Here is a 23,059-nt window from a genome sequence, read left to right on the forward strand (position 1 = left end):
ACAATACATAGTTAAACTCAATGTCTTGTTATAACTCCTTTTCCAATATCAATCTTTTGACTTTTCCCAATCTGCTTCTAATAATGTTAATTCAGTTCCTTCACTATTTCTTATAGTATGATATGACTTTAAATTAAAATCATCAATTTCTTTTACAGTTGCAGTTACTGATATCTTATCCCCATATGTGGTTTCTTTCTCGAAAATTACTTTAATTCTTTTTAGAATACAATTGTTGATTACTTCAATAGGAACAGCTTCAGTTGCCCACTCAACATATTTAACATTATTAACATGATTATTTGAATCAATATCACTATATCTAATATCAAATTGTTTCTTGTATTGCTCCTCATCATATCTCTCTATTGTATCCATACTTATATCATAATCAACATCACCATCTACACCATAGCTATCGTATTGTTCTAATTGTATTCTCATGGGTTTTCTTTTTTGAATATTAATCAAGAAGAATAATGCTAGTGCCTCTCCAATAAGATTGTTTTCTTCATCCTTAATCACATATTTTCTTAATCCATAAAACTTTTTAAAGCCTATAGGCTGCGTGGTAATACTTATAGTTTCCCCAAACATTGGATATCTGTACATCTTTATATCATACTTATAAAATACCCAAGCACAATTATTTCTTGTACAATATTCAATTCCAACACCAAAGTGTTCTGACTGCTGAGTACCTACATCACAAATAAAATCAATTATTGATGATAATTTACATCTCAATTTAGAATTTACTTCAAAATAATGTATTTCATATTTTTTTGTAAAACTTTTACTCATAACTTCTCATTGCAAAATCTATAAAAATAGGTATTTTTATAATACTTCCATATAAGAAAATCACATTTCCTCCAACATATATTCTTAAGTTAAGCATATTTACCTAAACATACACTATTTCTAATTTGCAATATATATCCTCCTCTTCCCTTACATTTATCTATTAATTGCTCAAATAATTTTTTAAATATATTTTATATAATGATTAAACCACAAAAACTATAAAGTATCGTGATTAGTTTGACAGCTTTGCTTCAAATTCTAAAAAATATAATTTAAAACAGTTAATTATTACAGCAACTATACATGCAATTATATTGAGAAAACACTCTATGCCACTTTCAAGAAACTGTTTTAACAGTTTCTTGAAGTTATAGGCTGCGATTTTAAATCCAACCCATAATTTTGAGCGCAATAATCCCCGGATAGGCATGGTATCAATTTTATATCTTCTCCTCAAAACAGAAGGAATACCTTCTATACCAGCCCTTTTATTTGCAAGCTTTATATACTCACTCTCGTGCATTTTTTCTCTTTGAGTAGCTGTATTATAAGCTTTTTCGCTAACTCTTATGGTATTAAATTTCTTTGATATTTTCTTTGGACATTGTGAATTTAAAGGACATTTTTCACATGTACTGGAGTCAAATTTGGCTGTATAAGATTTTGAACTATAATAAGACTCTACAGGTTCGACTCCGTTAGGACAACAACTTATTACATTTTTTTCGTCATCTACAATGAATTTTGAATAACTCAGTTTATCAGTAGATACTTTTCTGCCAACTAGTTGACTTGGAATCATTTCAATTCCTTGTTTTAAAGCATTTTTGGCTTTTTCTTGTTCATAGTAAGCACCATCAACTAGTAGTTTACAGTTTGAATTTTTATTTTGTGAAGCTAAATTAGCAATAACATCATCAGCAAATTTTGAATCGCTGTGAATATTTTGCTTAAGGTCATAGCCTGTTATAACACTGTTTTTATCATTAAATGATTCTTGTATATTAACAACATAACCAACGTTACCACCATATTTTTTTCTGTAGGTTGCATCTTTGTCAGTTGGATTTTGTAAACTAGTTGAAGTTATATCTTTTGAATCTTTAATAACTAAATTTTTTGCAGCATCTTCTGTAGTTTGGTCCTGAATAACTCTATTTAAAAGTTGAAACTCTTCTGTTGAAGTAACTATATCTCCAGCTTTCAGAGCGATATTGTATAGAATTTTAGAATGTTCGATTAAAATTGAAAGTTTTGAATCAGCCTTTAAATCTTGAGTTCTATATATAGTGTCATTTTTATGCCCCTTTTCAAGGTACGGTTTTAGTTCATCACTTATAATAGGTGGATTTATTATATTTAGAGCTTTAATAAGTCTGCTATTTATAGAATATACTAGCTCAATTCTACTTAATTTTTTGCATGATGAACTAACCATTAACGAATCCACTCTAACTTTTTTATTATCAACAGATAAATACTTAGCAATGCTTTCGGATAAAGCTTCAACTTCAGCTTTTATTAAGTCTTCATTAGTTGACGCTTCATATTCAACAAGTCTGTTTCTAAAATTTGTTAGAGTATTTATAGATACTGGTTGTGTTTCATAATTAGTTGTATTTAAAGCATATTGATATCTTACATCGAAATGAATAGAGCCGATAAGCTCTTCATCAGTCTGCTGAAATATTTCTTTTATAATTAGTAAGCCAAGAATAACATTAATAGGTGAATTAGGCCTTGAGGCTTTATTGCTATATAAAACCGAAAAACGCTCCTCATTTATTCGCGGAAAAATATGATCCTTAAATGCCTTAGCCCAACTTTTATTTAAAATATCTTGAAGGTATTTTGGCATTTGGTTGATTGGTTCAAATAATGAAGTTTGTTGAAGGTCATTTTTGCAAAACATAGTAATTCTCCTCATACGTTTAATTTTATAATGCTATTATATCATTAAATTCTAATTGGATGATATTTGTCAGCTTTTTGTGGTCTAATCATATAATAATATTAACATAATAATTTATTTAAATATATTATATAAGTTATTACTCTTTAAAAAATATTCCTATTATATTTCTTGAAATTATCGTTGATTTTAAATTTACTAGATTATTTGTACGCTAAAAAGAGGATTTTCTAAAAAGAAAATCCTCTTAATAAATAATATTATTATCTATTTAATGCTTGTAATAAATCGTCTACGTTTAATCCATGTACTATTGCAGCTTCCCCTATAGTTTCAGCTTGAGCTGATGGGCATCCAACACATCCCATTCCAAAACTCATTAAAACCCCAGCCTTAGATGAATCTGCATTAACTACTTCACCAATTGTCATATCTTTAGTTATCATACTTTCACCTTCTTCAATATAACTTTTTATAATTTTTGTTTACAATAAAATTATATTTTATACTACGTTGAAAGTCAATACCCGAGTATAATGATATACTATGAATTATATACTATCTATTCTCATTGTTTGATCTCTCTTTGGACCAACTCCAACTATTGAAATCTTAGTGTCTGTAAATTCTGATATTCTACCTAAATATTTTTTAACATTGTCAGGTAACTCATCATAACTTCTAACGTCAGCTACACTATCATCCCAACCATCAAATTCTTCATATATTGGTTCACACTTAGCCAAGTCTTCTAAGCTTGCGGGGAAATAATCTATAACTGTATCATTAAATTTATATCCAACACATACCTTAATCTTTTCAAGTCCTGCTAATGTATCTATTTTAGTAACAGCTAATGAAGTTAATCCGCTTACTCTAGCTGCTGTTTTAACTATAACTAAGTCTAACCATCCACATCTTCTTGATCTGCCTGTAGTTACACCATATTCATGCCCCTTTTCTCTAATCCAATCTCCAGTCTCATCAAGCAATTCTGTTGGGAATGGTCCTTTACCAACTCTTGTAGTGTAAGCCTTTGTAATACCTACAGCATTAGTAATCATGTTAGGTCCTATACCAACACCACTAGCTACTCCACCAGCTGTTGTATTAGATGATGTTACATATGGATATGTTCCATAATCAATATCTAATAACATTCCTTGAGCACCTTCAAATAAAACAACTTTATTTGCTTTAATATCATTGTACACTCTAACAGATGTATCTTGAACAAATGGCCTTAATTTCTTAGCAAATTCTAAATATTCTTTTAATATTTCATCAAAGCTTAATGGCTCTCCACCTAGTACTTTTGTAATATAGATATTTTTCATTTCAATATTTTCTTTTAATTTTTCAACGAAAACATCTTCATGCATTAGATCACAAACTCTGATTCCGCATCTTTCAAATTTATCTGTATAGCAAGGTCCTATTCCTTTACCTGTAGTACCTATATCATTTTTTCCTCTAGCTTTTTCTTTTAATATATCTAATGTTTTATGATATGGCATGATAAGTTGAGCTCTGTCACTTACTATTAGCTTTTCTGGTGTAACTTTAACTCCAACACCTTCTAAGTAATCTATTTCTTCAAATAGAGCTTTTGGATCTACAACTACTCCGTTTCCTATTACATTTAATTTATCTTCATATAAAATTCCTGACGGTATTAAGTGTAGTTTATATTCATTGTCACCAACCACTACAGTGTGACCAGCATTATTTCCTCCTTGAAATCTAACAACTACATTAGCCTCTTCTGCTAAGTAATCTGTCATTTTTCCTTTTCCTTCATCTCCCCATTGAGCTCCTAAAACAATAAATGCTGACATTTATATTGCCTCCCTTAAATAAGTAATCTTATTTATCTTAATTTTTAATTTTATTTGGAGTTTATTAATTGATATTTTAATCTCTCCTTTTAAATATTAGCAAAGTACCCTTTCACGGTCAACTATATATCGAATATTTTTTTGCTTTTTTCATTAATAATTCGTATAATTATATTATATTCTTAGTATCTAACTTTATTTTTTTCAATTTAAACTATATAATCATGATTTCTTTATTTAATGAAAATGCATATAAACATAATTAAAAGTGCTTAGTATTCTATAAAATAGAAGATACTATGCTTATGAGAAATAATGATAATATTTATTCTAAATGTATCGGAATTCATTTAGGACTTAAAAACTTCGCTATATGCAGTAATGACACAATCAAGAAAAATATAAATAAGACTCCAACTGTTAAAAAGTTATAAAAGAACTTAAAACGTAGACAAAGAAAACTTTCAAGAAAATATGAAAGTTTAAACAAAAATATATAAAATGAAGGAGGAAATGTTACTCGTCAAAATATCTAAAAACAAATAGTCACGGTACAAAAAAATTATCAGCGACTTATCCAAGTAGTAAAACTTGTAGTTGCTGTGGAAATGTTAAAAAATATTTAAAGCTATCTGATGCGATGTACAAATATTATAATTGTCAAACTTCAATAGATAGAAATTTAAATGCTTCAATTAACTTATCTAATGCTTAAAAATATAAGATATCTTAAGTTAAATAAGTACTTATATGTGTACCAACGGCTATTTTGAGAATTAACGGCTGTGGAAAAGTAGAGAACCAAAAGCTCTGCTTTTATGTGAATCACTTTGTGGTTTACCTAGTGCTATACACACTGTATTAGCTTTTGCAAGGCAGAGTACAATCAAGCAGTAAAAATCTCAATATGAATACATTTGACCATATTTTGAGTAGCAATGTTTTTTATGAATATTTATGAAGAATCTTTAAAATTCCATGAAGAGAAGAGAGGCAAATATGAAATCAAGCCAACTTGTTCAGTAAATAACGCAAAGGATTTAAGTCTTGCATATACACCTGGAGTTGCAGAACCATGTCGCGAGATACATAAGGATCCTGCAAAAGCTTACATATATACTCGTAAATGGAATACAGTTGCTGTTATTTCTGATGGCACTGCAGTTTTAGGACTTGGAGATATTGGTCCTCTTGCATCTTTACCTGTTATGGAAGGCAAAAGTGTATTATTTAAGGAATTTGGTAATGTAGATGCATTTCCTATAGTTTTAGATACTAAAAATGTAGATGAAATTGTTAATACAATTGTAAATATAGCCCCAAGCCTAGGAGGCATAAATTTAGAAGATATTTCTGCGCCTAGATGCTTTGAAGTTGAAAAGAGATTAAAGGAAAAATTAAATATCCCAGTATTTCATGATGATCAACATGGAACTGCTATTGTTGTTTTATCTGGTTTGCTAAATGCATTAAAAATTGTAAACAAAAAATTAGAAAATATAAAAGTAGTTATAAATGGCGCTGGCTCTGCTGGAACTGCTATCTGCAAGTTATTACTTTCTTCTGGTGTCAAAAACATAGTAATGTGTGATATAGATGGTGTAATAAGCAGAGATAAAGATTTAAGTCATAATATTTACATGCAAGAATTAGCTAATATAACTAATCCAAATAATGAAACTGGTATGCTTAAAGATGCTATTAAAAATGCAGATGTATTTATAGGTGTTTCTGCTCCAAATATAGTTTCAAAAGAAATGGTTAAAACAATGAATAAAGACGGAATAATATTTGCTATGGCTAATCCAACGCCAGAAATATTCCCTGAAGATGCAAAGGAAGCTGGAATTGCAGTAATGGGAACTGGTCGTTCAGATTATCCAAACCAAATAAACAATGTATTAGCTTTCCCTGGAGTATTTAGAGGTGCATTAGATGTAAGAGCTACAGAAATTAATGAAGAAATGAAAATAGCTGCAGCTTTTGCTATTGCAAATGCTATATCTGATGAAGATTTAAATACAGAATGTATAATTCCAAAAGCATTTGATTTAAAGGTTCAATCTTTAGTTGCAGAAGCTGTTAAAGAAGCTGCGATTAAAAGTGGAGTAGCTAGTATTTAATTTTCTATATCTTAACTATTAATTTATATAAAAGGCCTATGAGATTGAATAGTTTCAATTTTGTAGGTTTTTTCTAATATATAAGCATATATATTTTTTACTCACACTCTAAATTGCTAATATTATTTAAGTCTCTGATAAAAGTCAAGAAAATAACTTTATCCACAAAAATTATTTTTAAAGTTATACACAACATTTTCTTTCTTATTTATCCACAATTATTTTAATTATAGTTTTCCACAGTATAAAAATAATTCTTTTATTCACAAAATATTTTTTTTCAAAATAGAAATACTAAAAATTGCATTACCTAAACATACTTAATTATAGACAATACAACAATATTTGAGTACCATAGAATTGAGACACAATCAAAAAAGTAACAAGTCCATGTGCCTAATAATAATCCTAATTAGGAGTGAGCGAAATGAATGAATTATTAATACCTATAAGTAATAATGAATTTGAAAATAAAGTGGATATAAGATTTAATAATATATTGCAAGGTTTTGATTTGTTTAAAAATTTTACTATCGAAGCTATAAATATAGAAAATGGAGAAAATAAAATCATTAAATTTATAGAAAATATCTTTGAAGAAAACAATTGTGAGGCTTATGTAGATTTTTATATAAATAAAATTTCAGATGAAGATAAATATAAATTAATGTCATTGGTTCCCGATGAAGATAAGAATATACTAAAAGTGCATTTAAATGCTGAACTTCATGATGGAGTTTTCTATAAATTAAATAATAAAGCTCTCGTTCCATTTTTAGTTCGTTTAAACACAAGAGAAATTTTCTTTGTTACCTTTTATTTTATCAATAAGCCTATTACTATATGGGGAAATTACGGTATGAAGTTTCCTTGTTTCTTTAATACCGAGAAGGATTTTGATTTTTATTATAACTTATCGAACTTTTTTGGCTTTCAAATTATTTAATAAAAAATTAAATGGATATCAAAACTTGTTATAAAAACATTTTTACATATCCATTTAATTTTATTATTTTTGCATGCTCTTAGACTTTTCTGCACACTTATCAATAGCTTGTATAATAGTATTTCTAAATCCTAGTTTTTCTAATTCAACAACGGCATCAATTGTAGTTCCTGCTGGTGAGCAAACCATATCCTTTAATTCACCTGGATGTGTTCCTGTTTCAAGAACCATTTTTGCAGAACCTAATACACTTTGCGCTGCCATCTTATAAGCTTTAGCCCTAGGAATTCCTAATTTTACTGCTCCATCTGCCATTGCTTCTATAAACATAAATACATATGCAGGAGATGATCCACATAAAGCTGTAAATCCATGAAAATCTTTTTCATCTAATTGAACACATTCCCCAAAACTTTCAAAAATTTTAAAGCAATACTCTAATTCTTCTTTACTTATGTTTTTATTTGGACATACTGCTGACATTGCTTGCCCTACAAGTGCTGGTGTATTTGGCATAGTTCTAATTATCTTAAAATCATCTCCAAGCCATTCCTCCATATTCTTAATAGAAATCCCTGCTGCTACCGTAACAATTAATTTATCTTTAGTTAACTCTGATTTAATTTCATCTATTATTGCTTTATACATAAAAGGCTTAACAGCTAAGATTATAATCTCAGCTTCTCTAGCAACAACCTTACTATCTAAAGTTGCTATTACTTCAAATTGTTCTTCTAATTTCTTTGCAGATGATTCAGTTTTAGTAGAAATTATTATGTTGTCAGCTTTTAGAAATCCTGATTTAATCAATCCTCCGACCATAGAACTTCCCATATTTCCGCAACCTACAAATCCAACTTTTTTACTCATATCATAACCTCCATTTTTAATTTTATTATTACAAATTGAAATTTTATGCTTTTATATAAATATTTTAAATTTAATCCACCATAATCATAGGATAGCTTGTATTAAAAACTCACAAACTACAATTAAATATGAAAGGAGGAATATATGTGAAAGATAATTCTTTAATATATAATAATTCTTTAATAAAACGAAAAGACTTTATTACCAGCATTTTATATTCTGATACTACAGAACAACTTCCAACGTTTCAAATTAAAGAAACTCCAGAATTCTATTGTATAAATATAGATTCATTCTATGGCAATAAACACATATTAGAAATATCTTATAAAAATAACTTTTTAATATTAAAAATAAAATTCAAAAACGCTCTAAAAAGCTCTTTACCAGAAAGAATATTTTATTTATCAAACATTGATTTGAACAATATTTTACTTCATGATTATAAGCACAACGTAAAATTAATAATTCCAATAATTTCTTAGTTTTTATTTAATAAGAATTATATGCAACTTTTATTAAATAATCATGTTACTAGAAAGATTAAAAGATATAAGAAATATATAAGCTTTAAAACCTTAATTTCTTATATCTGTCTCCTAGTATTATCTCTAATTTATTAAAACTTTATTCTCTATGCATTACATCTAAATTTCCAAACTTACTATATTGTCCAAGCCAAGCAAGCTTTGCAGTTCCCACTGGACCGTTTCTTTGTTTGGCTATTATACATTCTCCGATATTTTTATCTTCTGTTTCTTTGTTGTAGTATTCATCTCTATACAGAAACATAACTATATCTGCATCTTGTTCTATAGAACCTGATTCTCTTAAATCTGATAACATTGGTCTATGGTCTGCTCTTTGCTCAGGTGCACGCGATAATTGCGATAATGCTATTACTGGACACTCCATTTCTTTAGCTAGTGCTTTAATAGATCTAGATATTTCAGATACTTCTTGTTGCCTATTATCAGTAGAAGATCCTCCCGACATAAGTTGTAAATAGTCTATAACAATTAAATCTATTCCATACTCCATTTTAAGTCTTCTACACTTTGATCTCATTTCCATAACAGTCACACCAGCACTATCATCTATATAAATTTTTGCCTTTGAAAGCGGGCCTGCTGCCATAGCAATATTCTCCCAATCTTTATCTTCCAAAGTTCCCGTTCTAAGTTTAAGCATATCAACATTTGCTTCTGAACAAAGCAATTTATATGCTAATTGTTCCTTAGACATTTCCAATGAGAATATTACAACACTTCTATGATCCCTAAGAGCTGCATGTTCTGCTATATTTAAAGCGAATGTTGTTTTTCCCATTGAAGGTCTGGCTGCAATTAATATCATATCTCCGCTTTGAAATCCGGAAGTTTTTGCATCTAAGTCGGTAAATCCAGAGCTAACTCCAGTAGTTTCACCTTTATTATTAAAGAGTTTCTCTATTTGTGCAAATCCTCTTTCTAATACATCACTTAATGGTTCAAAATCCTTTGATGTTCTTTTTTCAGCTATGTTGAATATTTTCTTTTCTGCGACATCTATAACATTTTCCACTTGACTTTGATTATTATAACTTTCTTCAATTATTGTAGTTGATGCCTTAATAAGCTTTCTTAAAGTAGACTTATCAGAAACAATCTTTATGTATGCACTTAAATTCGCAGTAGTCGGTACAGAAGAACTTAATTCTGTTATATATGTTACTCCACCAGCTCTTTCAAGCATATCAGTACTCTTTAAATGTTCCAATAAAGTTAATAAATCTATTGCTATATCATTTCTAAACATCTCTAATATAGTTTTATATATTACCTTATGCCCATCTCTATAAAAATCCTCTTCGTCTAAGCCTTCCAATACTTTTGCAATGGCATTCTTGTCTATAATCATAGATCCTATTACTGATTGTTCCGCTTCTATGCTTTGAGGTAAACTTCTCATAACTGATGTTTCCAAGTTTTATTCCTCCCCTCTAACTATCAGTTGACAGTTATCTTTTAAATATGCCTTATCATATGTAATTTTATTCATTCTAATTCTATCATTTACTAGTCATAAAAAAAAGCCTCCTAATTATTAAGGAGGCTTATTTTTAAATATGCCTAATTGAATGCAATATCCATAAGCTCTTCTATTGATTCTATACTTTTAACTTGGATATCTTCCGTTTTTAATGGAATTTCCTTTTCATTATCTTTTGGAATTAAAACAAGTTTTATTCCCATTCTTCTAGCACCATATATCTTTTCAAATATTCCACCAACTGGTTTGACTTTACCTTGAAGTGATATTTCCCCTGTAATTGCTATATCTTGTCTTATCGGTTTATTCAATAATGAACTTATTATACAAATGGTAATAGCAGCTCCTGCTGAAGGTCCATCTATTTTTCCTCCACCAATAACATTAACATGAATATCATAATCTTTAATATCCTTATCTGTTAAACTTCTAATAACTGATGCTGCATTAAATACAGAGTCCTTAGCCATGGTTCCAGCTGTATCATTAAATCTAACCACACCAGTTCCCTTTTTCTTTGCTGGGAAAATAGCTGCTTCAATCTCTATTGTAGATCCTAAAAATCCACTTACACCTAATCCATAAACACGACCTATTTCTCTTTTATTAATATTTGTCAATCTTTCAAATGGAGTATATCGTCCAATTGATATTACCTCATCTAAGTCTGATAATTTTATTTCTAAATCCTCTACGAACTCTTTGTTACAATGTAACGCATATCCATATGTATCAGTTAATATATTTACAGCTTTTCTACCTTCAAAAGTATAATTACTAATTTTTTGTGCAACACCATCTTCTAATCTAACATTTAGTTTTGTTGCAGCATCTTCTACTATAAGTGTTATATCCTTTGAAGAAAGTGGTTCAAAATATACTTCTGTACATCTTGATCTTAAGGCTGGATTTATTTCACTTGGGCTTCTAGTTGTAGCTCCAATTAAAACGAAATCTGCTGGTGCCCCATTATCAAAAAGGTATTTGATATATTTAGGAGTCATCTCGTCATCAGGATCATAATATGATGATGAAAATTCAACTCTCTTATCTTCTAAAACTTTTAACAGTTTATTTTGAAGCATAGAATCCAATTCTCCTATTTCATCTATAAACAATATTCCCCCGTGAGCTTCAGTAACCAATCCTAGCTTTGGTTCAGGTATTCCAACCTCTGCTAAATCCCTTTTACTTCCTTGATATATCGGATCATGTACTGAACCCAATAGTGGATTTGTTATTTCTCTAGGATCCCATCTTAATGTAGTTCCATCAACCTCAACGAATTTAGATTTATCATCAAATGGTGTATACGAAAGCTTCTTTACTTCATCTAATGCAATTCTAGCTGCTGTAGTCTTTCCAACTCCAGGTGGTCCATATAATATTATATGTTGTGGATATGGTGATGAAAGTTTTGATATTAACGATTTAATAGCCCTCTCTTGGCCAACTACTTCACCAAAATCAGTGGGTCTTAGAAAGCTCATAATATTCTTACTTGTAGTTCTGCTATCTAATTCTATTAAATTATTTAATTTATTAACAGTTTTCTTATTTTCAGTACCCTTTTGCTTGTTTATAACTGAAAGTCTAACTTCATCTATGTACTTTTCTTGTTTCTCCATAATAGATTTTTCAACTTGAGATTCAATCTTATTTTGAACATACCTCTTAGCTAACTCATTAGAAATCAATCTTACAGTTTTATTTATAGCTTCTTGTAATTCGTCTTTTTTAGGTGTAATCTTCAAATCCTTACCTTCAGCTAAGATAGTATTTAACGCAAAAACCTTCTCGCAAAGATTTGATGATTGTATACATTTATCTAATTTGAATCTAACTGTTCTAGCTCTAAATGCACCTTTATCAAGGACATTTTTAGTTATAGAAAATAATGCTTCTATTTGTGATTCTAAAGATAAATTTCCTGTAATAATTTCCTGTAATAGGTCTACATTATCATATGAATTCAAAATTAATCCTCCTTATCCTTGTGGAACAATAATTACCTTCATTTTAGTACTAACTTCTGGATATAGTTTAACCTCTATTTCATATCCACCTGCTAATTTTATTGTATCCATAACAATTTTCTTTTTATCTATTTCAATTTTATACTGTGCTTTAATTAATTCAGCAACATCCTTACTAGTAATAGCGCCAAATAATTTTCCACTTTCTCCTGCCTTAGCTTTTATTGTTATTTCTTTTCCCTTTAACTCTCCAGCTAACTTTTGTGCTGCTTCAAGCTCAGCTAATTTTTGTTTTCTTTCATTTTCTTTTTTGTTATTTAAAATATGCATGTTTGAATCGTTAGCTTCTTGTGCTAATTTCCTTGGAAATAAAAAATTTCTTGCATATCCATCTGATGCTTCAATAACATCACCTTTTTTACCTATTTTCTTAACATCTTGTAATAATATAACTTTCATATCTATTCACCTATCCTTAAATAATTTTTCATTGCTTCTTTTAATTCACAAATAACCTCTTCAATTGTCTTATTTGTCATCTTACCTCCAGCAATATTCATATGTCCACCGCCGCCTAGTGCTTCTAAGACAACTTGAACATTAATATCTCCAACTGATCTTCCACTGATGTATATATCATTATTTATTTCCCCTAAAACAAAACTCACAGAAATTCCTGATATATTTAATAACTCATCAGCAGCTTTTGCTATAATTACAGTATCTATGTTTTTAGGTGTTATTGCAATAGCAGTATTGTCATTTACTTCTGCTGATTTTATTGTTTCTGCAATAAGTAAATAATCTTCTAAATCATCAGTAAACATTTTTTTTATTTCAATTGGATCTGCACCCAAAGACTTCAAGAATGATGCAGCATCAAAAGTTCTAACTCCTGTTTTAAAAGAAAAACCTTTAGTATCCATAAAAATACCTGCAAGTAGTCCTTCTGCTTCTGTTCTTGATAAATTAGGCTTATCAACCATATACTGAATGATCTCCGTAACCATTTCAGAAGTAGATGATGCATATACTTCTATATAATTTAATATATCTTGTTCTATCATATCAGGACTTCTTCTATGATGATCTATTATAACCTTTCTTTCTGCCTTATCTACTAATTGCAAATCAGCAATATAACTCTTATTATGAACATCTACAATAATAACCAATGTTTTACCATCCAATTCATCTCTTGCATCTTCTACAGATATAAATAAATCATCATATTTAGATTCTTGGTTTAATTTATTTAAGTAATAGTCAATGGCATTAGTATCATTATCTAATACAATATTACAAGTTTTCCCTAGTTGTTTAACAACACTAGCTAATCCAACTGCTGATCCGAAACAATCCATGTCAGGATTTTTATGTCCTATAATATATACTTTACTACTTTCATAAATTAATTCACCTAAAGCTCTAGCAATAACCCTTGCCTTTACTTTAGTTCTTTTTTCTATCTCTTTCGTATTACCGCCAAAGAACTTTATGTCATTATTAGTTTTGACCACAACTTGATCTCCACCTCTACCTAATGCTAATTCTTTTGCTATATTAGCATTATTGTAATTTTCTAAAGGAGACATTCCACCTTTTCCTACACCTATACTTAATGTAACTTCAATGGAATTACCTTTATCAATTTTTGAAATTATTTCTATTATATTGAACTTTTGTTTTATCTCATCTTCAATATATTTATCTTGAATAGATAACACATACTTATTAGTATCGTATCTTTTAATCATTGCTTTCAAATTATTAGCATATGAATTTATAGTTCTTTCTATTTCTGCGACCAAAAGAGGCCTGTTATTTTCATCAGTTTTGTCTAATGCTTCAGTAAAATTATCTACTTCTATTAACATTACACCTTCCTGAGTAGTTTCATAATCAATAAGTTTTGTTATATCATTAAAAGACAGTAAGTATAAATACTTTTTATTTTTTTTTTCAATTAAAGTAGCATATACATCATATAATTTACCGTTAAGGTTTAACCTTTGATGTAAATTGTCCTCATGCTTTAGTACATTATCTAAATTTAATCCTCTAGTTATACTTAAGATATTTTTTTCTGAATCTTCTTCATTTGATTTCAATGTATTGAATAAATTATTATGCCATACTAATTCTCCATCTTCTTTTATTAAAGCCAATGGATAAATAATTCTTAATGCATTTCCTGATATTCCATTATTTATGCTTTTTATAAATTCATTATTATCGTTTTCTTTTTCACAATAATAATTTAGCTGGTGATAATTATATGTCAAATAGATTACAATAACAACTATACCTATTCCTGTATAATTATATAAGAATAATATTGTTAAAATGGCAATTAATAATCCCGGCTTAAGCAAACTTTTAAACATAGTTATCCAATTCATAAAAAGCCTCCTAAGATATATTTAATCTCTTCTATTGTTAATATAACGTTTTAGTTTACTTAAGCTTTTACCTTCTTTTTCAACCTGATCCTCAGCCCTTATTCCCAAATCTAATTTTGATTTTATAACATGATCTATATCTAAAAATGAATATCCTAGTTTTTCTCCTAAGATATATAATATTATTATAGCACCTGAAATGCAATCTAAGATAGAATCACGTGCTACATTATTTCCTTTTGTTAGAAGTCTAAAAAACTCTCCAATTATGCAAAGAAGTTGTGCTTTCAAATCTTCTATAATCTTAATATTAGTCATTATATTAAAATTGTCTTTTCTCATCATAGTCATATCACCTCTCTCAAAACCCTTGTATTCTTATTTTAAATTTTTTTTATAAGTATTGCAAGAATTTATATATTTTTTACTATATTTTACCATATTTTAAAGAGATATGCCTACTATTTATATTTTTTTATATTAAAAAACCCCTGATTTCTCAGGGGTATAATAATTATTACCTTTATTCAGTTGTAAATGGTAATAATGCTATGTTTCTTGCTCTCTTGATTGAACCTGTTAATTCTCTTTGATGCTTAGCACAAGTTCCAGAAATTCTTCTAGGAAGAATCTTTCCTCTTTCTGTAACATATTTTCTAAGCTTATTTATATCTTTATAGTCGATAAATTCAGACTTATCTGAACAAAAAGCACAAACTTTCTTTCTAGTTCTTCTCATTCTACCGCCTGGTCTTCTACTATTGTTACCTTCTTCTCTCATCTTATTCCCTCCTTACCTTAATTTTAGAAAGGCATATCTCCATCATCTACAGGAGTTATATCCTCTTCAAAGTTTCCACCACCAAATGTATCATTTGCCGGTGCTGAATATTCATTGCTATTACTAAAACTATTTCCTGATGAATTGTTGCTTCCTTTACTTCCTAGGAATTCAACTCCACCGAATTGATCTGCTACAACTTCAGTAACATATCTCTTAGTTCCGTCTTTAGCATCATAACTTCTGGTTTGGATTCTACCGCTGATAGCAACTTGGCTACCTTTACTCATGTAATTAGCAGTACTCTCAGCTTGCTTACCCCATACTACTACGGGTACAAAATCTGCTTCTCTTTGACCAGTTTTTGTGTTATATTTATCAATTGCTAACGTTAAGGTTGTTACTGCTGCTCCACTTCCTGGAGTAAATCTTAGTTCTGGATCTTTTGTTAATCTTCCAATTAGAACTACTTTATTCATTTACAACACCACCTTATACTTGTTCAGTTACAATGATATGTCTAATAACACCATCTGTTATTCTGAATACTCTATCTAACTCTTTTGGTAATTCAGGGCCAGCAGTAAAGCTAAATAAAGTATAAAAACCTTCACCAACTTTTTTAATTTCATAAGCAAGTTTTCTCTTACCCCAGAAATCAACATTATCTACTGTTCCTCCACCATTTTCTATAACACCCTTAAATTTTTCGATGTTAGCTTTAACAGTTTCATCATCAAATAATGGGCTTAATATAAATATAGTTTCGTACTTTCTCATTAATTTCACCTCCTCCCCTCGGACTAACGGCTATGCTTTGCACAGCAGGGATTTCAATTTATGATTATATCATTCAACAGAAGTAAAATCAAGTCATTTCTTTAATTTTCTCCATTAATCACTATTTTTTTTGCTTCCTTTTTAAATTTCCCTCTAGGAATCATTACAATTCTTCCACATCCGGTACATTTTATTTTTATATCCGCACCAACTCTTATTATCTCAAATTGATTTGAACCACATGGATGTTGCTTTTTCATTTCTACTATATCACCAAGATTAAAATTTTCTATCATTTATTATCACTCATTTCTATATTTCATTAAATAATTGAGTCTTAGAATAAGGCATTTCTATTTTATTTTTATCTAATGTTAATTTTATTACTTTCCTAAGTTGATTTTCCATCTTCCATTGATTAAGTGGTTTAGCTTTACCTGTTACCCTTATTGTAACACTCGATATTCCTAATGCTATAATTCCTGAAACTTCTATAGGCTCACTTATATACTCTTCATTTTCAATTTTAAAATCCTCACAAGTACTTTCAATAATGCCAATTACCTTTTCCATATCTTCTTCATAAGAAATATTTACATCTACTACAAATCTTATGTCATTTCTCGAATGATTAGTTACACCAATTATAGAACCATTAGGGATAGAATGAATATCTCCAGTAAAGTCTCTAATTACAGTAGTTCTAATTCCTATACTTTTGACAATCCCATTAAAGCTGCCTAACGTTACATGATCTCCAACCCCAAATTGGTTTTCAAATAAAATAAAAAATCCATTAATTAAGTCTTTTATCAAACTTTGTGCACCAAGTCCAACAGCAATTCCACCTATACTTGCAAATGTGAATGATATTTCTCCAAATAAAAATGATACTATTATAGCTATTCCTACAAAGTATACTGAATAATTTAAAACACTTTTTAATACTTCTCCTAATGTTTTTGCTCTTTGAGAATCTAATGAAATCATTGCGTTACTCTCAATTTGTTTTTCAACAAACTTTTTTATTAGATGCTTTCCAATTTTTATAGAAAAATACATTGCTATTATTACAAGAAGTATTTTTAAGCCTTTATTTACAAATGATTCCAATAATTTCACACTAATTAAATTCCCAATATTCAATTGATTATCCTCCATTTATAATTTTATTAAATAATTCTTATACACATACAATTCCATTTTCTATTTTTCAACTAAAATATATCCGACATTGTCCCTATGATATGCATTTTTATATTCTAATATATCGTTATTTATTATTAAATCTAATTCTTCTTTTTTATCTATTCGAACACATATTCCACAGCTCATTGTTATAGCTGTTGGTGTTGGCATTATTTTAAAATTAAAACTTAGTTTATCCAATTTCTTTTCTGCCGACATTGCATCGTATGTATTCTTGAATACTATTATATAATAATTCATGTTTGCATCACCCCTTATAATCTTATGTTATAATCTATATTATATAGTTTTTTTTCATTTTATAAAGACAAGAATATGTTTATAATTAAAAACTTCTAAAATTTAATGAAAAAAAATTTTTTTTATCTTATAATAATATACAAATGCAATTAAAAGGAGAATACTATGTTTTCAGTATTTATTATATTTAAGGCTATATTAGTAGGTTTTTTTACAGGCTTTGTAGCTTCTATTCCATTAGGTCCTTCTGGTCTTGAATCTGTTAGTCGTTCACTATCTAAGGGATTTAGAGAAGGATTTAAAGTATCTCTTGGTGCCGTTTCTGCTGATATTGTATATATAATAATTATAAATTTAGGTTTATTTACTGTATTTACCAAAAATTCCAGGTTCCACAGTTTGTTTTGGGTTGTGTCAGGAATTGTTTTAATTTTATCTATTAAAATATCATCTAAATCTAAAAATTTAGATTTAAAATTAGAGAAATCAATTAATAGACATTCTTCAAATGGATTTTTAACTGGATTTTTAATAACATTTTTAAATCCAACTACTCCATCATTATGGATTGCGTTAAGTGGAACTGTATTTAATGTTTGGAAGCATCACGGGAGAACATTTTTTATGTTTTCAATTTTTTCAATGATAATTGGAAGTATAAGTTGGTTCTGTGTCCTTAATTTCTTAGTAAGTAGAGGTTTAAAAAAATTAAATCCTAATTTTGCAAACACCACAACAAGGTTTTTAGATTATTTCCTTTTTGCATTGGGGATAATATTTATTATTTTAGGATGTTATAATTTTATTTTTTAGAGGTGAGTAATGGAAGTTTATTTAGATAATTCCTCAACAACTTTTCCTAAACCAAAGCAAGTTGTTGATAGTATGTATAATTATATGCTTAATATAGGTGGTAATGCTGGACGTGGAAATTATAGTAACTCTCTCCAAAGTAATCGCTATCTATATGATGCAAGAGAAATTATTTGTGACTTTTTTGGATATGATTCTCCTAGTAATGTTATTTTTACAAGTAATGTTACTATATCTTTAAATATATTAATTAAAGGTATATTGAAACCTGGAGATCATGTAATAACTTCTTCAATGGAACATAATTCTGTCATTAGACCACTTTTTTCATGTAAAGAACAACTTCAAATTAAATTAGATATATTAAAAGCAAATCCCTTTGGATTTGTTAATATAAATGATTTGAAAAGTAAAATTAATTGTAAAACAAAATTAGTTATAATAACTCAGGCATCAAACGTTACAGGTTCAATTCAAGACATACAAGGTATAGGAAAAATGTGTAATGATAATAATATATTTTTCATTGTTGATTCTTCTCAAGGTGCAGGCGTCTTAGATCTTAATATGAAAGATGTAAAAGCTAATGCAATAGCTTTTACAGGTCATAAAAGCTTATTAGGACCACAGGGCATTGGAGGTTTTATATTAGATTCTAAATTCAATTCATGTTGCTCTAGTCTGCTACAAGGTGGCACTGGAAGCCTTTCTTCCTCTCTGAAGCAGCCTGATTTCTTGCCAGATAAATTTGAATGTGGAACTCATAATCTTCCAGGTATAGTTGGATTAGCTGAGGGAATTAAATACATAAATTCTATTGGCCTAAATACTATATATGAACATAATAATTATTTAATAAAGTATTTATTAAACGGCTTATTAAGCATTGATGGAATAACTGTTTATGGAGACTTATCTGGAGAGATGTTAACTACATGTATATCTATAAATATCGACTCTTTAGATTCTTCAGAAGTTGGATACAATCTTGAATGCAATGGTATTAAAACTAGATGTGGTTTGCATTGTGCTCCTTTAGCACATAGAACTATAGGTTCTTATCCCAATGGTACTGTAAGATTAAGCATAAGTTATTTTACATCTAAAGAGGAAATTGACTATACACTCCTGATTTTAAATAAAATTGCCAATCATAAAAAAATTCAATTAAGATAACTTCATAATTAAATTTTCATATTTAATCATGAATAAAACCTCCTTTATTGGAAATAAATCTAATAAAGGAGGTTTATTTATGTGTGAAGGCTTTTCTATAGATGCATTATCAATTAATTCATCTATTAAAATTAAAAATTATCTATTAAAAGAATTAAATCCAATAATAGCTCAAAATAGACCAATTATATTTGTTTGCATCGGAACTGACAGGTCTACTGGTGATTCCCTTGGGCCCTTGGTTGGATACAGATTAAAATACTTATCTAAAAATAATATTCATATTTATGGAACATTAGAGCATCCAATCCACGCAAATAATATTGTGGAATCATTAGATGAAATTAGATTTAATTTTGTTAATCCATATATAGTTGCAATTGATTCATGTTTAGGTTGCTTAAATAATATTGGTAAAGTATTTATACAAAAGAAGGCTCTTTTGCCTGGTTTGGCAATGAATAAATCACTCCCTTCGGTTGGGGAAATGAGCATAACTGGTATTGTTAATATATCAGGAACCTTTGAATTTTTAGTCTTACAAAACACTAGATTATATACTGTAATGACTTTAGCTGATGCAATTTCTAAAGGAATATCCTATTTTATTATGAAAAGTTTAGATACCCCTCATTCAACTGCTAAAAATTTATTAATGTGAAATACTAAGATTTTATTCCATAGTTATAATTTCTATATTTCCTTTCAAGATTTATTTATCAGAGATGGCATAAAATTGTTTCACGTGAAACAATTTTACATTAGGTTATTTGAATGTTTACTATTGATTAAAAAATAATAGAGTGCCCAAAAATGGCACTCTATATAAAATGAAAATTTTATTTATTATCTTTATTTGACGCTTCATTTAAAACGTATAATTCTTCTTCTGAAAGGTCGTATCTTGATATTCCTTTATCAATTGGTTTAGCATAAGTTGTGCTCTCTTGCCTACCATATATACCAGTTAAAATTACTCCATCATTTTTATCATCTAGCATTGCTATAGAAAAACTCAAATCACTTCCAACGTTCTCAAACGCTTTATATCTCATAATAGCTACTTTTTGAATGCAATCTTTTATTTTTATCTCTAATCTTTCACATTCTTTTAGTGCTTTTTCAGAATTTTGCTTCGCATCTTCAATACTATTTAACCTATCTAGTAGCATTTCTTCTAAATTACTATTACTAGTTCCCCTCATTAACTTTTTATATCTATTTTCGACTCTACCTACTGCTTTAAACAAAACTATTACCATTATAAATAATAATATGATTATGATGACCATTCCAACTATCAAATATGGTATTAGCTCATTGATTGTATTAATTAGTATATTCAATCCCTTGTCATTCCTTTCACAATTGTTTCACGTGAAACATTACATATTAATAATATCTAATATTCTTTGTAAATCTTCTTCTGAATAATATTCAATTTCTATTTTTCCTTTATTCTTCTTAGCTGAAACATTTACTTTAGTTCCGAAATAATTTTGAAGTTGATTTTTTATTTCCTTATAATACGGATTTAATTCATTAATATTATCATTAATATTATCTTCTTCTTGTTCATTAACTTTCTTTATCAGTCTCTCCAATTCCCTAACTGATAACTTTTCATCAATTACCTGTTGTGCTAATTCATACTGCTTTTGTTTATCACTGATAGCAAGGAGCACTCTTCCATGACCTTCTGTAAGAATACTCTCAATTATGTATTGTTGAACTCTTTCATCTAAATTTATCAACCTCATTGTATTAGCAATTGCTACTCTTGATTTGCCAATTCTTTTACTTAATTCCTCTTGTGTTATCTTAAAATCATTTAGCAACTTCCTAAAAGCTAGCGCCTCTTCAATTGGGTTTAAATCTTGACGCTGAATATTTTCTATTAATGAAATCTCTAATATATCCCTATCACTTAGTTCCATTATGACTGCAGGTATTTCTTTTAATCCGACCATCTTAGCAGCTCTCCATCTTCTTTCTCCAGCTACTATAATATATTGATCCTCCATATACTTCCTTAAAATCAAGGGTTGAATTATACCATGAGTTTTTATAGATTCTGCTAATTCCGCTATTTTTTCTGAATCAAACAGTTTTCTTGGCTGTTCTTCATCACTTTTAATTTTATTTATTGAAATTAATATATTATCATTTTCTTCTCTAAACTCTTCAGTTTCTTCAGGTATTAGTGCACCTAATCCCTTTCCTAAAGTGAATTTTTTTGCCATCTTATCACCTACTGCCTTTTTAAAAATTCTTTAGTTAATTTTACGTAGGCTTCTGCACCTTTACATTTCTCATCATATAGCATGATTGGTAATCCAAAACTTGGTGCTTCAGCTAGTCTTATATTTCTTGAAATGGTTGTTTCATAAACTTTATCCTTGAAATATTTTTGAACTTCTTTTAAAACTTCATTGCTGAGATTTGTTCTATAATCAAACATAGTCATTAGAACACCTTCAATCTCTAACTTTTTATTAAGTGATTTTTTAACTAATTGTATAGTATTAACTAATTGACTAACACCTTCAAGTGCATAAAATTCACATTGAATTGGAATCAAAACAGAATCAGCACAAGTCAGTGCATTTATTGTTAATACTCCTAAAGATGGTGGACAGTCAATAAATACATAATCATATTCATCTTTAACTTCATTTAATTTATCTTTTATTATATTTTCCCTGTTGTTTTTATTAATAAGTTCAACTTCAGCTCCTGCAAGTTCCATAGTTGAAGGTGATATAAATAAGTTTTGAACTAGATCACTCCTTACTATTGAATCCTTAATGGGAGTTTCTGAAATTAAAACATCATAAATGGATAAATCCAAATTATTCTTATCTAATCCCAATCCACTTGTTGTATTTCCTTGAGGATCTATGTCTATAGTTAAAACCTTATAACCTTCCATTGCTAAATACGCGCATAAGTTTATATTAGTAGTTGTCTTTCCAACTCCGCCTTTTTGATTAAAAATACAAATTGTTTTCATAGTATGAACGTCCCCCCTTTCCCATATTAATATTATATATAGTTTTTTAATATAATAAAAGAATTATGTTCTAAAAAACATAATTAATACAACTTTATCTTATTAAAAATGCATTTTTTAAACTTATTTATACCATATAATG

At 28.6% G+C, this 23,059-nt stretch carries 25 protein-coding genes and 1 pseudogene; 7 read left to right on the top strand and 19 right to left on the bottom strand.

The genetic code is table 11. The annotated features are described in order from the left end of the window. Positions 1-48: 48 nt before the first annotated feature. The 4 genes from DIC82_03940 to DIC82_03955 form a co-directional block, all read right to left on the bottom strand. The gene (locus tag DIC82_03940) at positions 49-804 is read right to left on the bottom strand and encodes an acyl-[acyl-carrier-protein] thioesterase (protein AWK50253.1); all 756 of its coding nucleotides are present in this window, start codon (positions 802-804) and stop codon (positions 49-51) included. Between the two features lie 235 nt (positions 805-1,039). After that, positions 1,040-2,734, bottom strand: coding sequence for a DDE transposase (locus DIC82_03945; GenBank protein ID AWK50254.1), 1,695 nt, complete (start codon positions 2,732-2,734; stop codon positions 1,040-1,042). 248 nt (positions 2,735-2,982) lie between these two features. Further along, positions 2,983-3,165 (bottom strand): disulfide oxidoreductase, encoded by a 183-nt coding sequence (locus DIC82_03950; protein AWK50255.1) that lies wholly within the window; start codon positions 3,163-3,165, stop codon positions 2,983-2,985. Positions 3,166-3,270: 105 nt separating this feature from the next. Next, on the bottom strand, positions 3,271-4,557 hold the full coding sequence (locus DIC82_03955) for an adenylosuccinate synthase (GenBank protein AWK50256.1): 1,287 nt from the start codon (positions 4,555-4,557) through the stop codon (positions 3,271-3,273). 338 nt (positions 4,558-4,895) lie between these two features. On the opposite strand from DIC82_03955, the pseudogene DIC82_03960 reads away from it, so the two are divergent. The 3 genes and pseudogenes from DIC82_03960 (at position 4,896) to DIC82_03970 (ending at position 7,626) form a co-directional block, all read left to right on the top strand. Continuing rightward, positions 4,896-5,272: pseudogene (locus DIC82_03960) on the top strand (transposase). 232 nt (positions 5,273-5,504) lie between these two features. Then, on the top strand, positions 5,505-6,680 hold the full coding sequence (locus DIC82_03965) for an NAD-dependent malic enzyme (protein ID AWK50257.1): 1,176 nt from the start codon (positions 5,505-5,507) through the stop codon (positions 6,678-6,680). 427 nt (positions 6,681-7,107) lie between these two features. Continuing rightward, positions 7,108-7,626, top strand: a complete 519-nt coding sequence (locus tag DIC82_03970; protein ID AWK50258.1) for a hypothetical protein — start codon at positions 7,108-7,110, stop codon at positions 7,624-7,626. A gap of 63 nt (positions 7,627-7,689) precedes the next feature. Here the strand turns inward: DIC82_03970 and DIC82_03975 are convergent, their stop codons facing one another. Continuing rightward, on the bottom strand, positions 7,690-8,496 hold the full coding sequence (locus DIC82_03975; protein ID AWK50259.1) for a pyrroline-5-carboxylate reductase: 807 nt from the start codon (positions 8,494-8,496) through the stop codon (positions 7,690-7,692). 146 nt (positions 8,497-8,642) lie between these two features. Here DIC82_03975 and DIC82_03980 point away from each other — a divergent pair, with 146 nt between their 5' ends. Next, entirely contained in the window at positions 8,643-8,981 is a 339-nt protein-coding gene (locus DIC82_03980) for a hypothetical protein (GenBank protein AWK50260.1), read from the top strand. Between the two features lie 142 nt (positions 8,982-9,123). Here the strand turns inward: DIC82_03980 and DIC82_03985 are convergent, their stop codons facing one another. The 11 genes from DIC82_03985 to DIC82_04035 form a co-directional block, all read right to left on the bottom strand. Then, positions 9,124-10,461: a replicative DNA helicase gene (locus DIC82_03985; protein AWK50261.1), complete on the bottom strand. Its 1,338-nt coding sequence runs from the start codon at positions 10,459-10,461 to the stop codon at positions 9,124-9,126. 146 nt (positions 10,462-10,607) lie between these two features. Next, positions 10,608-12,503, bottom strand: a complete 1,896-nt coding sequence (gene lonC / locus DIC82_03990) for an ATP-dependent protease, Lon family (GenBank protein ID AWK50262.1) — start codon at positions 12,501-12,503, stop codon at positions 10,608-10,610. Between the two features lie 12 nt (positions 12,504-12,515). Further along, a complete protein-coding gene (locus DIC82_03995) occupies positions 12,516-12,962 on the bottom strand; it encodes a 50S ribosomal protein L9 (GenBank protein AWK50263.1) in 447 nt (148 codons plus the stop codon). A 2-nt stretch (positions 12,963-12,964) separates the two neighbouring features. Then, entirely contained in the window at positions 12,965-14,905 is a 1,941-nt protein-coding gene (locus tag DIC82_04000; GenBank protein AWK50264.1) for a DHH family phosphoesterase, read from the bottom strand. 21 nt (positions 14,906-14,926) lie between these two features. Next, positions 14,927-15,247, bottom strand: coding sequence for a MazG-like family protein (locus DIC82_04005; GenBank protein ID AWK53031.1), 321 nt, complete (start codon positions 15,245-15,247; stop codon positions 14,927-14,929). A 181-nt stretch (positions 15,248-15,428) separates the two neighbouring features. Then, complete coding sequence (gene rpsR, locus DIC82_04010; GenBank protein AWK50265.1) at positions 15,429-15,686, bottom strand: 30S ribosomal protein S18; 258 nt, start codon at positions 15,684-15,686, stop codon at positions 15,429-15,431. A gap of 23 nt (positions 15,687-15,709) precedes the next feature. Further along, complete coding sequence (locus DIC82_04015) at positions 15,710-16,165, bottom strand: single-stranded DNA-binding protein (GenBank protein ID AWK50266.1); 456 nt, start codon at positions 16,163-16,165, stop codon at positions 15,710-15,712. Between the two features lie 13 nt (positions 16,166-16,178). Beyond that, positions 16,179-16,466: a 30S ribosomal protein S6 gene (locus DIC82_04020; GenBank protein ID AWK50267.1), complete on the bottom strand. Its 288-nt coding sequence runs from the start codon at positions 16,464-16,466 to the stop codon at positions 16,179-16,181. A 101-nt stretch (positions 16,467-16,567) separates the two neighbouring features. Further along, positions 16,568-16,762 carry a DUF951 domain-containing protein gene (locus DIC82_04025; protein AWK50268.1) on the bottom strand — a complete coding sequence of 65 codons (195 nt, stop codon included), beginning with the start codon at positions 16,760-16,762 and terminating at the stop codon, positions 16,568-16,570. Positions 16,763-16,778: 16 nt separating this feature from the next. Further along, positions 16,779-17,627: a mechanosensitive ion channel protein gene (locus DIC82_04030; protein AWK50269.1), complete on the bottom strand. Its 849-nt coding sequence runs from the start codon at positions 17,625-17,627 to the stop codon at positions 16,779-16,781. 45 nt (positions 17,628-17,672) lie between these two features. Continuing rightward, complete coding sequence (locus tag DIC82_04035; GenBank protein AWK50270.1) at positions 17,673-17,915, bottom strand: hypothetical protein; 243 nt, start codon at positions 17,913-17,915, stop codon at positions 17,673-17,675. Between the two features lie 165 nt (positions 17,916-18,080). Between DIC82_04035 and DIC82_04040 the strand changes: the two genes are divergently transcribed. The 3 genes from DIC82_04040 (at position 18,081) to yyaC (ending at position 20,565) form a co-directional block, all read left to right on the top strand. Then, complete coding sequence (locus DIC82_04040) at positions 18,081-18,728, top strand: lysine transporter LysE (protein AWK50271.1); 648 nt, start codon at positions 18,081-18,083, stop codon at positions 18,726-18,728. Positions 18,729-18,737: 9 nt separating this feature from the next. Next, the gene (locus DIC82_04045; protein ID AWK50272.1) at positions 18,738-19,904 is read left to right on the top strand and encodes a cysteine desulfurase; all 1,167 of its coding nucleotides are present in this window, start codon (positions 18,738-18,740) and stop codon (positions 19,902-19,904) included. 79 nt (positions 19,905-19,983) lie between these two features. After that, positions 19,984-20,565 (top strand): spore protease YyaC, encoded by a 582-nt coding sequence (gene yyaC / locus DIC82_04050; GenBank protein ID AWK50273.1) that lies wholly within the window; start codon positions 19,984-19,986, stop codon positions 20,563-20,565. A gap of 178 nt (positions 20,566-20,743) precedes the next feature. Here the strand turns inward: yyaC and DIC82_04055 are convergent, their stop codons facing one another. The 3 genes from DIC82_04055 to DIC82_04065 are packed head-to-tail and all read right to left on the bottom strand — an operon-like array spanning position 20,744 to position 22,917. Beyond that, positions 20,744-21,250 (bottom strand): DUF4446 domain-containing protein, encoded by a 507-nt coding sequence (locus tag DIC82_04055; GenBank protein ID AWK50274.1) that lies wholly within the window; start codon positions 21,248-21,250, stop codon positions 20,744-20,746. 39 nt (positions 21,251-21,289) lie between these two features. Beyond that, complete coding sequence (locus DIC82_04060; protein AWK50275.1) at positions 21,290-22,147, bottom strand: chromosome partitioning protein ParB; 858 nt, start codon at positions 22,145-22,147, stop codon at positions 21,290-21,292. Positions 22,148-22,155: 8 nt separating this feature from the next. Further along, a complete protein-coding gene (locus tag DIC82_04065; GenBank protein ID AWK50276.1) occupies positions 22,156-22,917 on the bottom strand; it encodes a sporulation initiation inhibitor Soj in 762 nt (253 codons plus the stop codon). Positions 22,918-23,059 lie beyond the last annotated feature (142 nt).

Source organism: Clostridium beijerinckii, assembly GCA_003129525.1.
GTDB lineage: Bacteria > Bacillota > Clostridia > Clostridiales > Clostridiaceae > Clostridium > Clostridium beijerinckii_D.

Bases quoted from the DNA above. Each gene is read 5' to 3' on its own strand.
- DIC82_04025 (AWK50268.1), bottom strand. From the start codon at position 16,762: ATGATAGAAAATTTTAATCTTGGTGATATAGTAGAAATGAAAAAGCAA.
- DIC82_04005 (AWK53031.1), bottom strand. From the start codon at position 15,247: ATGAGAAAAGACAATTTTAATATAATGACTAATATTAAGATTATAGAA.
- DIC82_04040 (AWK50271.1), top strand. From the start codon at position 18,081: ATGTTTTCAGTATTTATTATATTTAAGGCTATATTAGTAGGTTTTTTT.
- DIC82_03970 (AWK50258.1), top strand. From the start codon at position 7,108: ATGAATGAATTATTAATACCTATAAGTAATAATGAATTTGAAAATAAA.
- yyaC (AWK50273.1), top strand. From the start codon at position 19,984: ATGTGTGAAGGCTTTTCTATAGATGCATTATCAATTAATTCATCTATT.
- DIC82_03940 (AWK50253.1), bottom strand. From the start codon at position 804: ATGAGTAAAAGTTTTACAAAAAAATATGAAATACATTATTTTGAAGTA.
- DIC82_04000 (AWK50264.1), bottom strand. From the start codon at position 14,905: ATGAATTGGATAACTATGTTTAAAAGTTTGCTTAAGCCGGGATTATTA.
- DIC82_03950 (AWK50255.1), bottom strand. From the start codon at position 3,165: ATGATAACTAAAGATATGACAATTGGTGAAGTAGTTAATGCAGATTCA.
- DIC82_03955 (AWK50256.1), bottom strand. From the start codon at position 4,557: ATGTCAGCATTTATTGTTTTAGGAGCTCAATGGGGAGATGAAGGAAAA.
- DIC82_04015 (AWK50266.1), bottom strand. From the start codon at position 16,165: ATGAATAAAGTAGTTCTAATTGGAAGATTAACAAAAGATCCAGAACTA.
- DIC82_03995 (AWK50263.1), bottom strand. From the start codon at position 12,962: ATGAAAGTTATATTATTACAAGATGTTAAGAAAATAGGTAAAAAAGGT.
- DIC82_04060 (AWK50275.1), bottom strand. From the start codon at position 22,147: ATGGCAAAAAAATTCACTTTAGGAAAGGGATTAGGTGCACTAATACCT.
- DIC82_03975 (AWK50259.1), bottom strand. From the start codon at position 8,496: ATGAGTAAAAAAGTTGGATTTGTAGGTTGCGGAAATATGGGAAGTTCT.
- DIC82_04020 (AWK50267.1), bottom strand. From the start codon at position 16,466: ATGAGAAAGTACGAAACTATATTTATATTAAGCCCATTATTTGATGAT.
- DIC82_03965 (AWK50257.1), top strand. From the start codon at position 5,505: ATGAATATTTATGAAGAATCTTTAAAATTCCATGAAGAGAAGAGAGGC.
- DIC82_03945 (AWK50254.1), bottom strand. From the start codon at position 2,734: ATGAGGAGAATTACTATGTTTTGCAAAAATGACCTTCAACAAACTTCA.
- DIC82_04065 (AWK50276.1), bottom strand. From the start codon at position 22,917: ATGAAAACAATTTGTATTTTTAATCAAAAAGGCGGAGTTGGAAAGACA.
- DIC82_04035 (AWK50270.1), bottom strand. From the start codon at position 17,915: ATGAATTATTATATAATAGTATTCAAGAATACATACGATGCAATGTCG.
- rpsR (AWK50265.1), bottom strand. From the start codon at position 15,686: ATGAGAGAAGAAGGTAACAATAGTAGAAGACCAGGCGGTAGAATGAGA.
- DIC82_04045 (AWK50272.1), top strand. From the start codon at position 18,738: ATGGAAGTTTATTTAGATAATTCCTCAACAACTTTTCCTAAACCAAAG.
- DIC82_04030 (AWK50269.1), bottom strand. From the start codon at position 17,627: ATGGAGGATAATCAATTGAATATTGGGAATTTAATTAGTGTGAAATTA.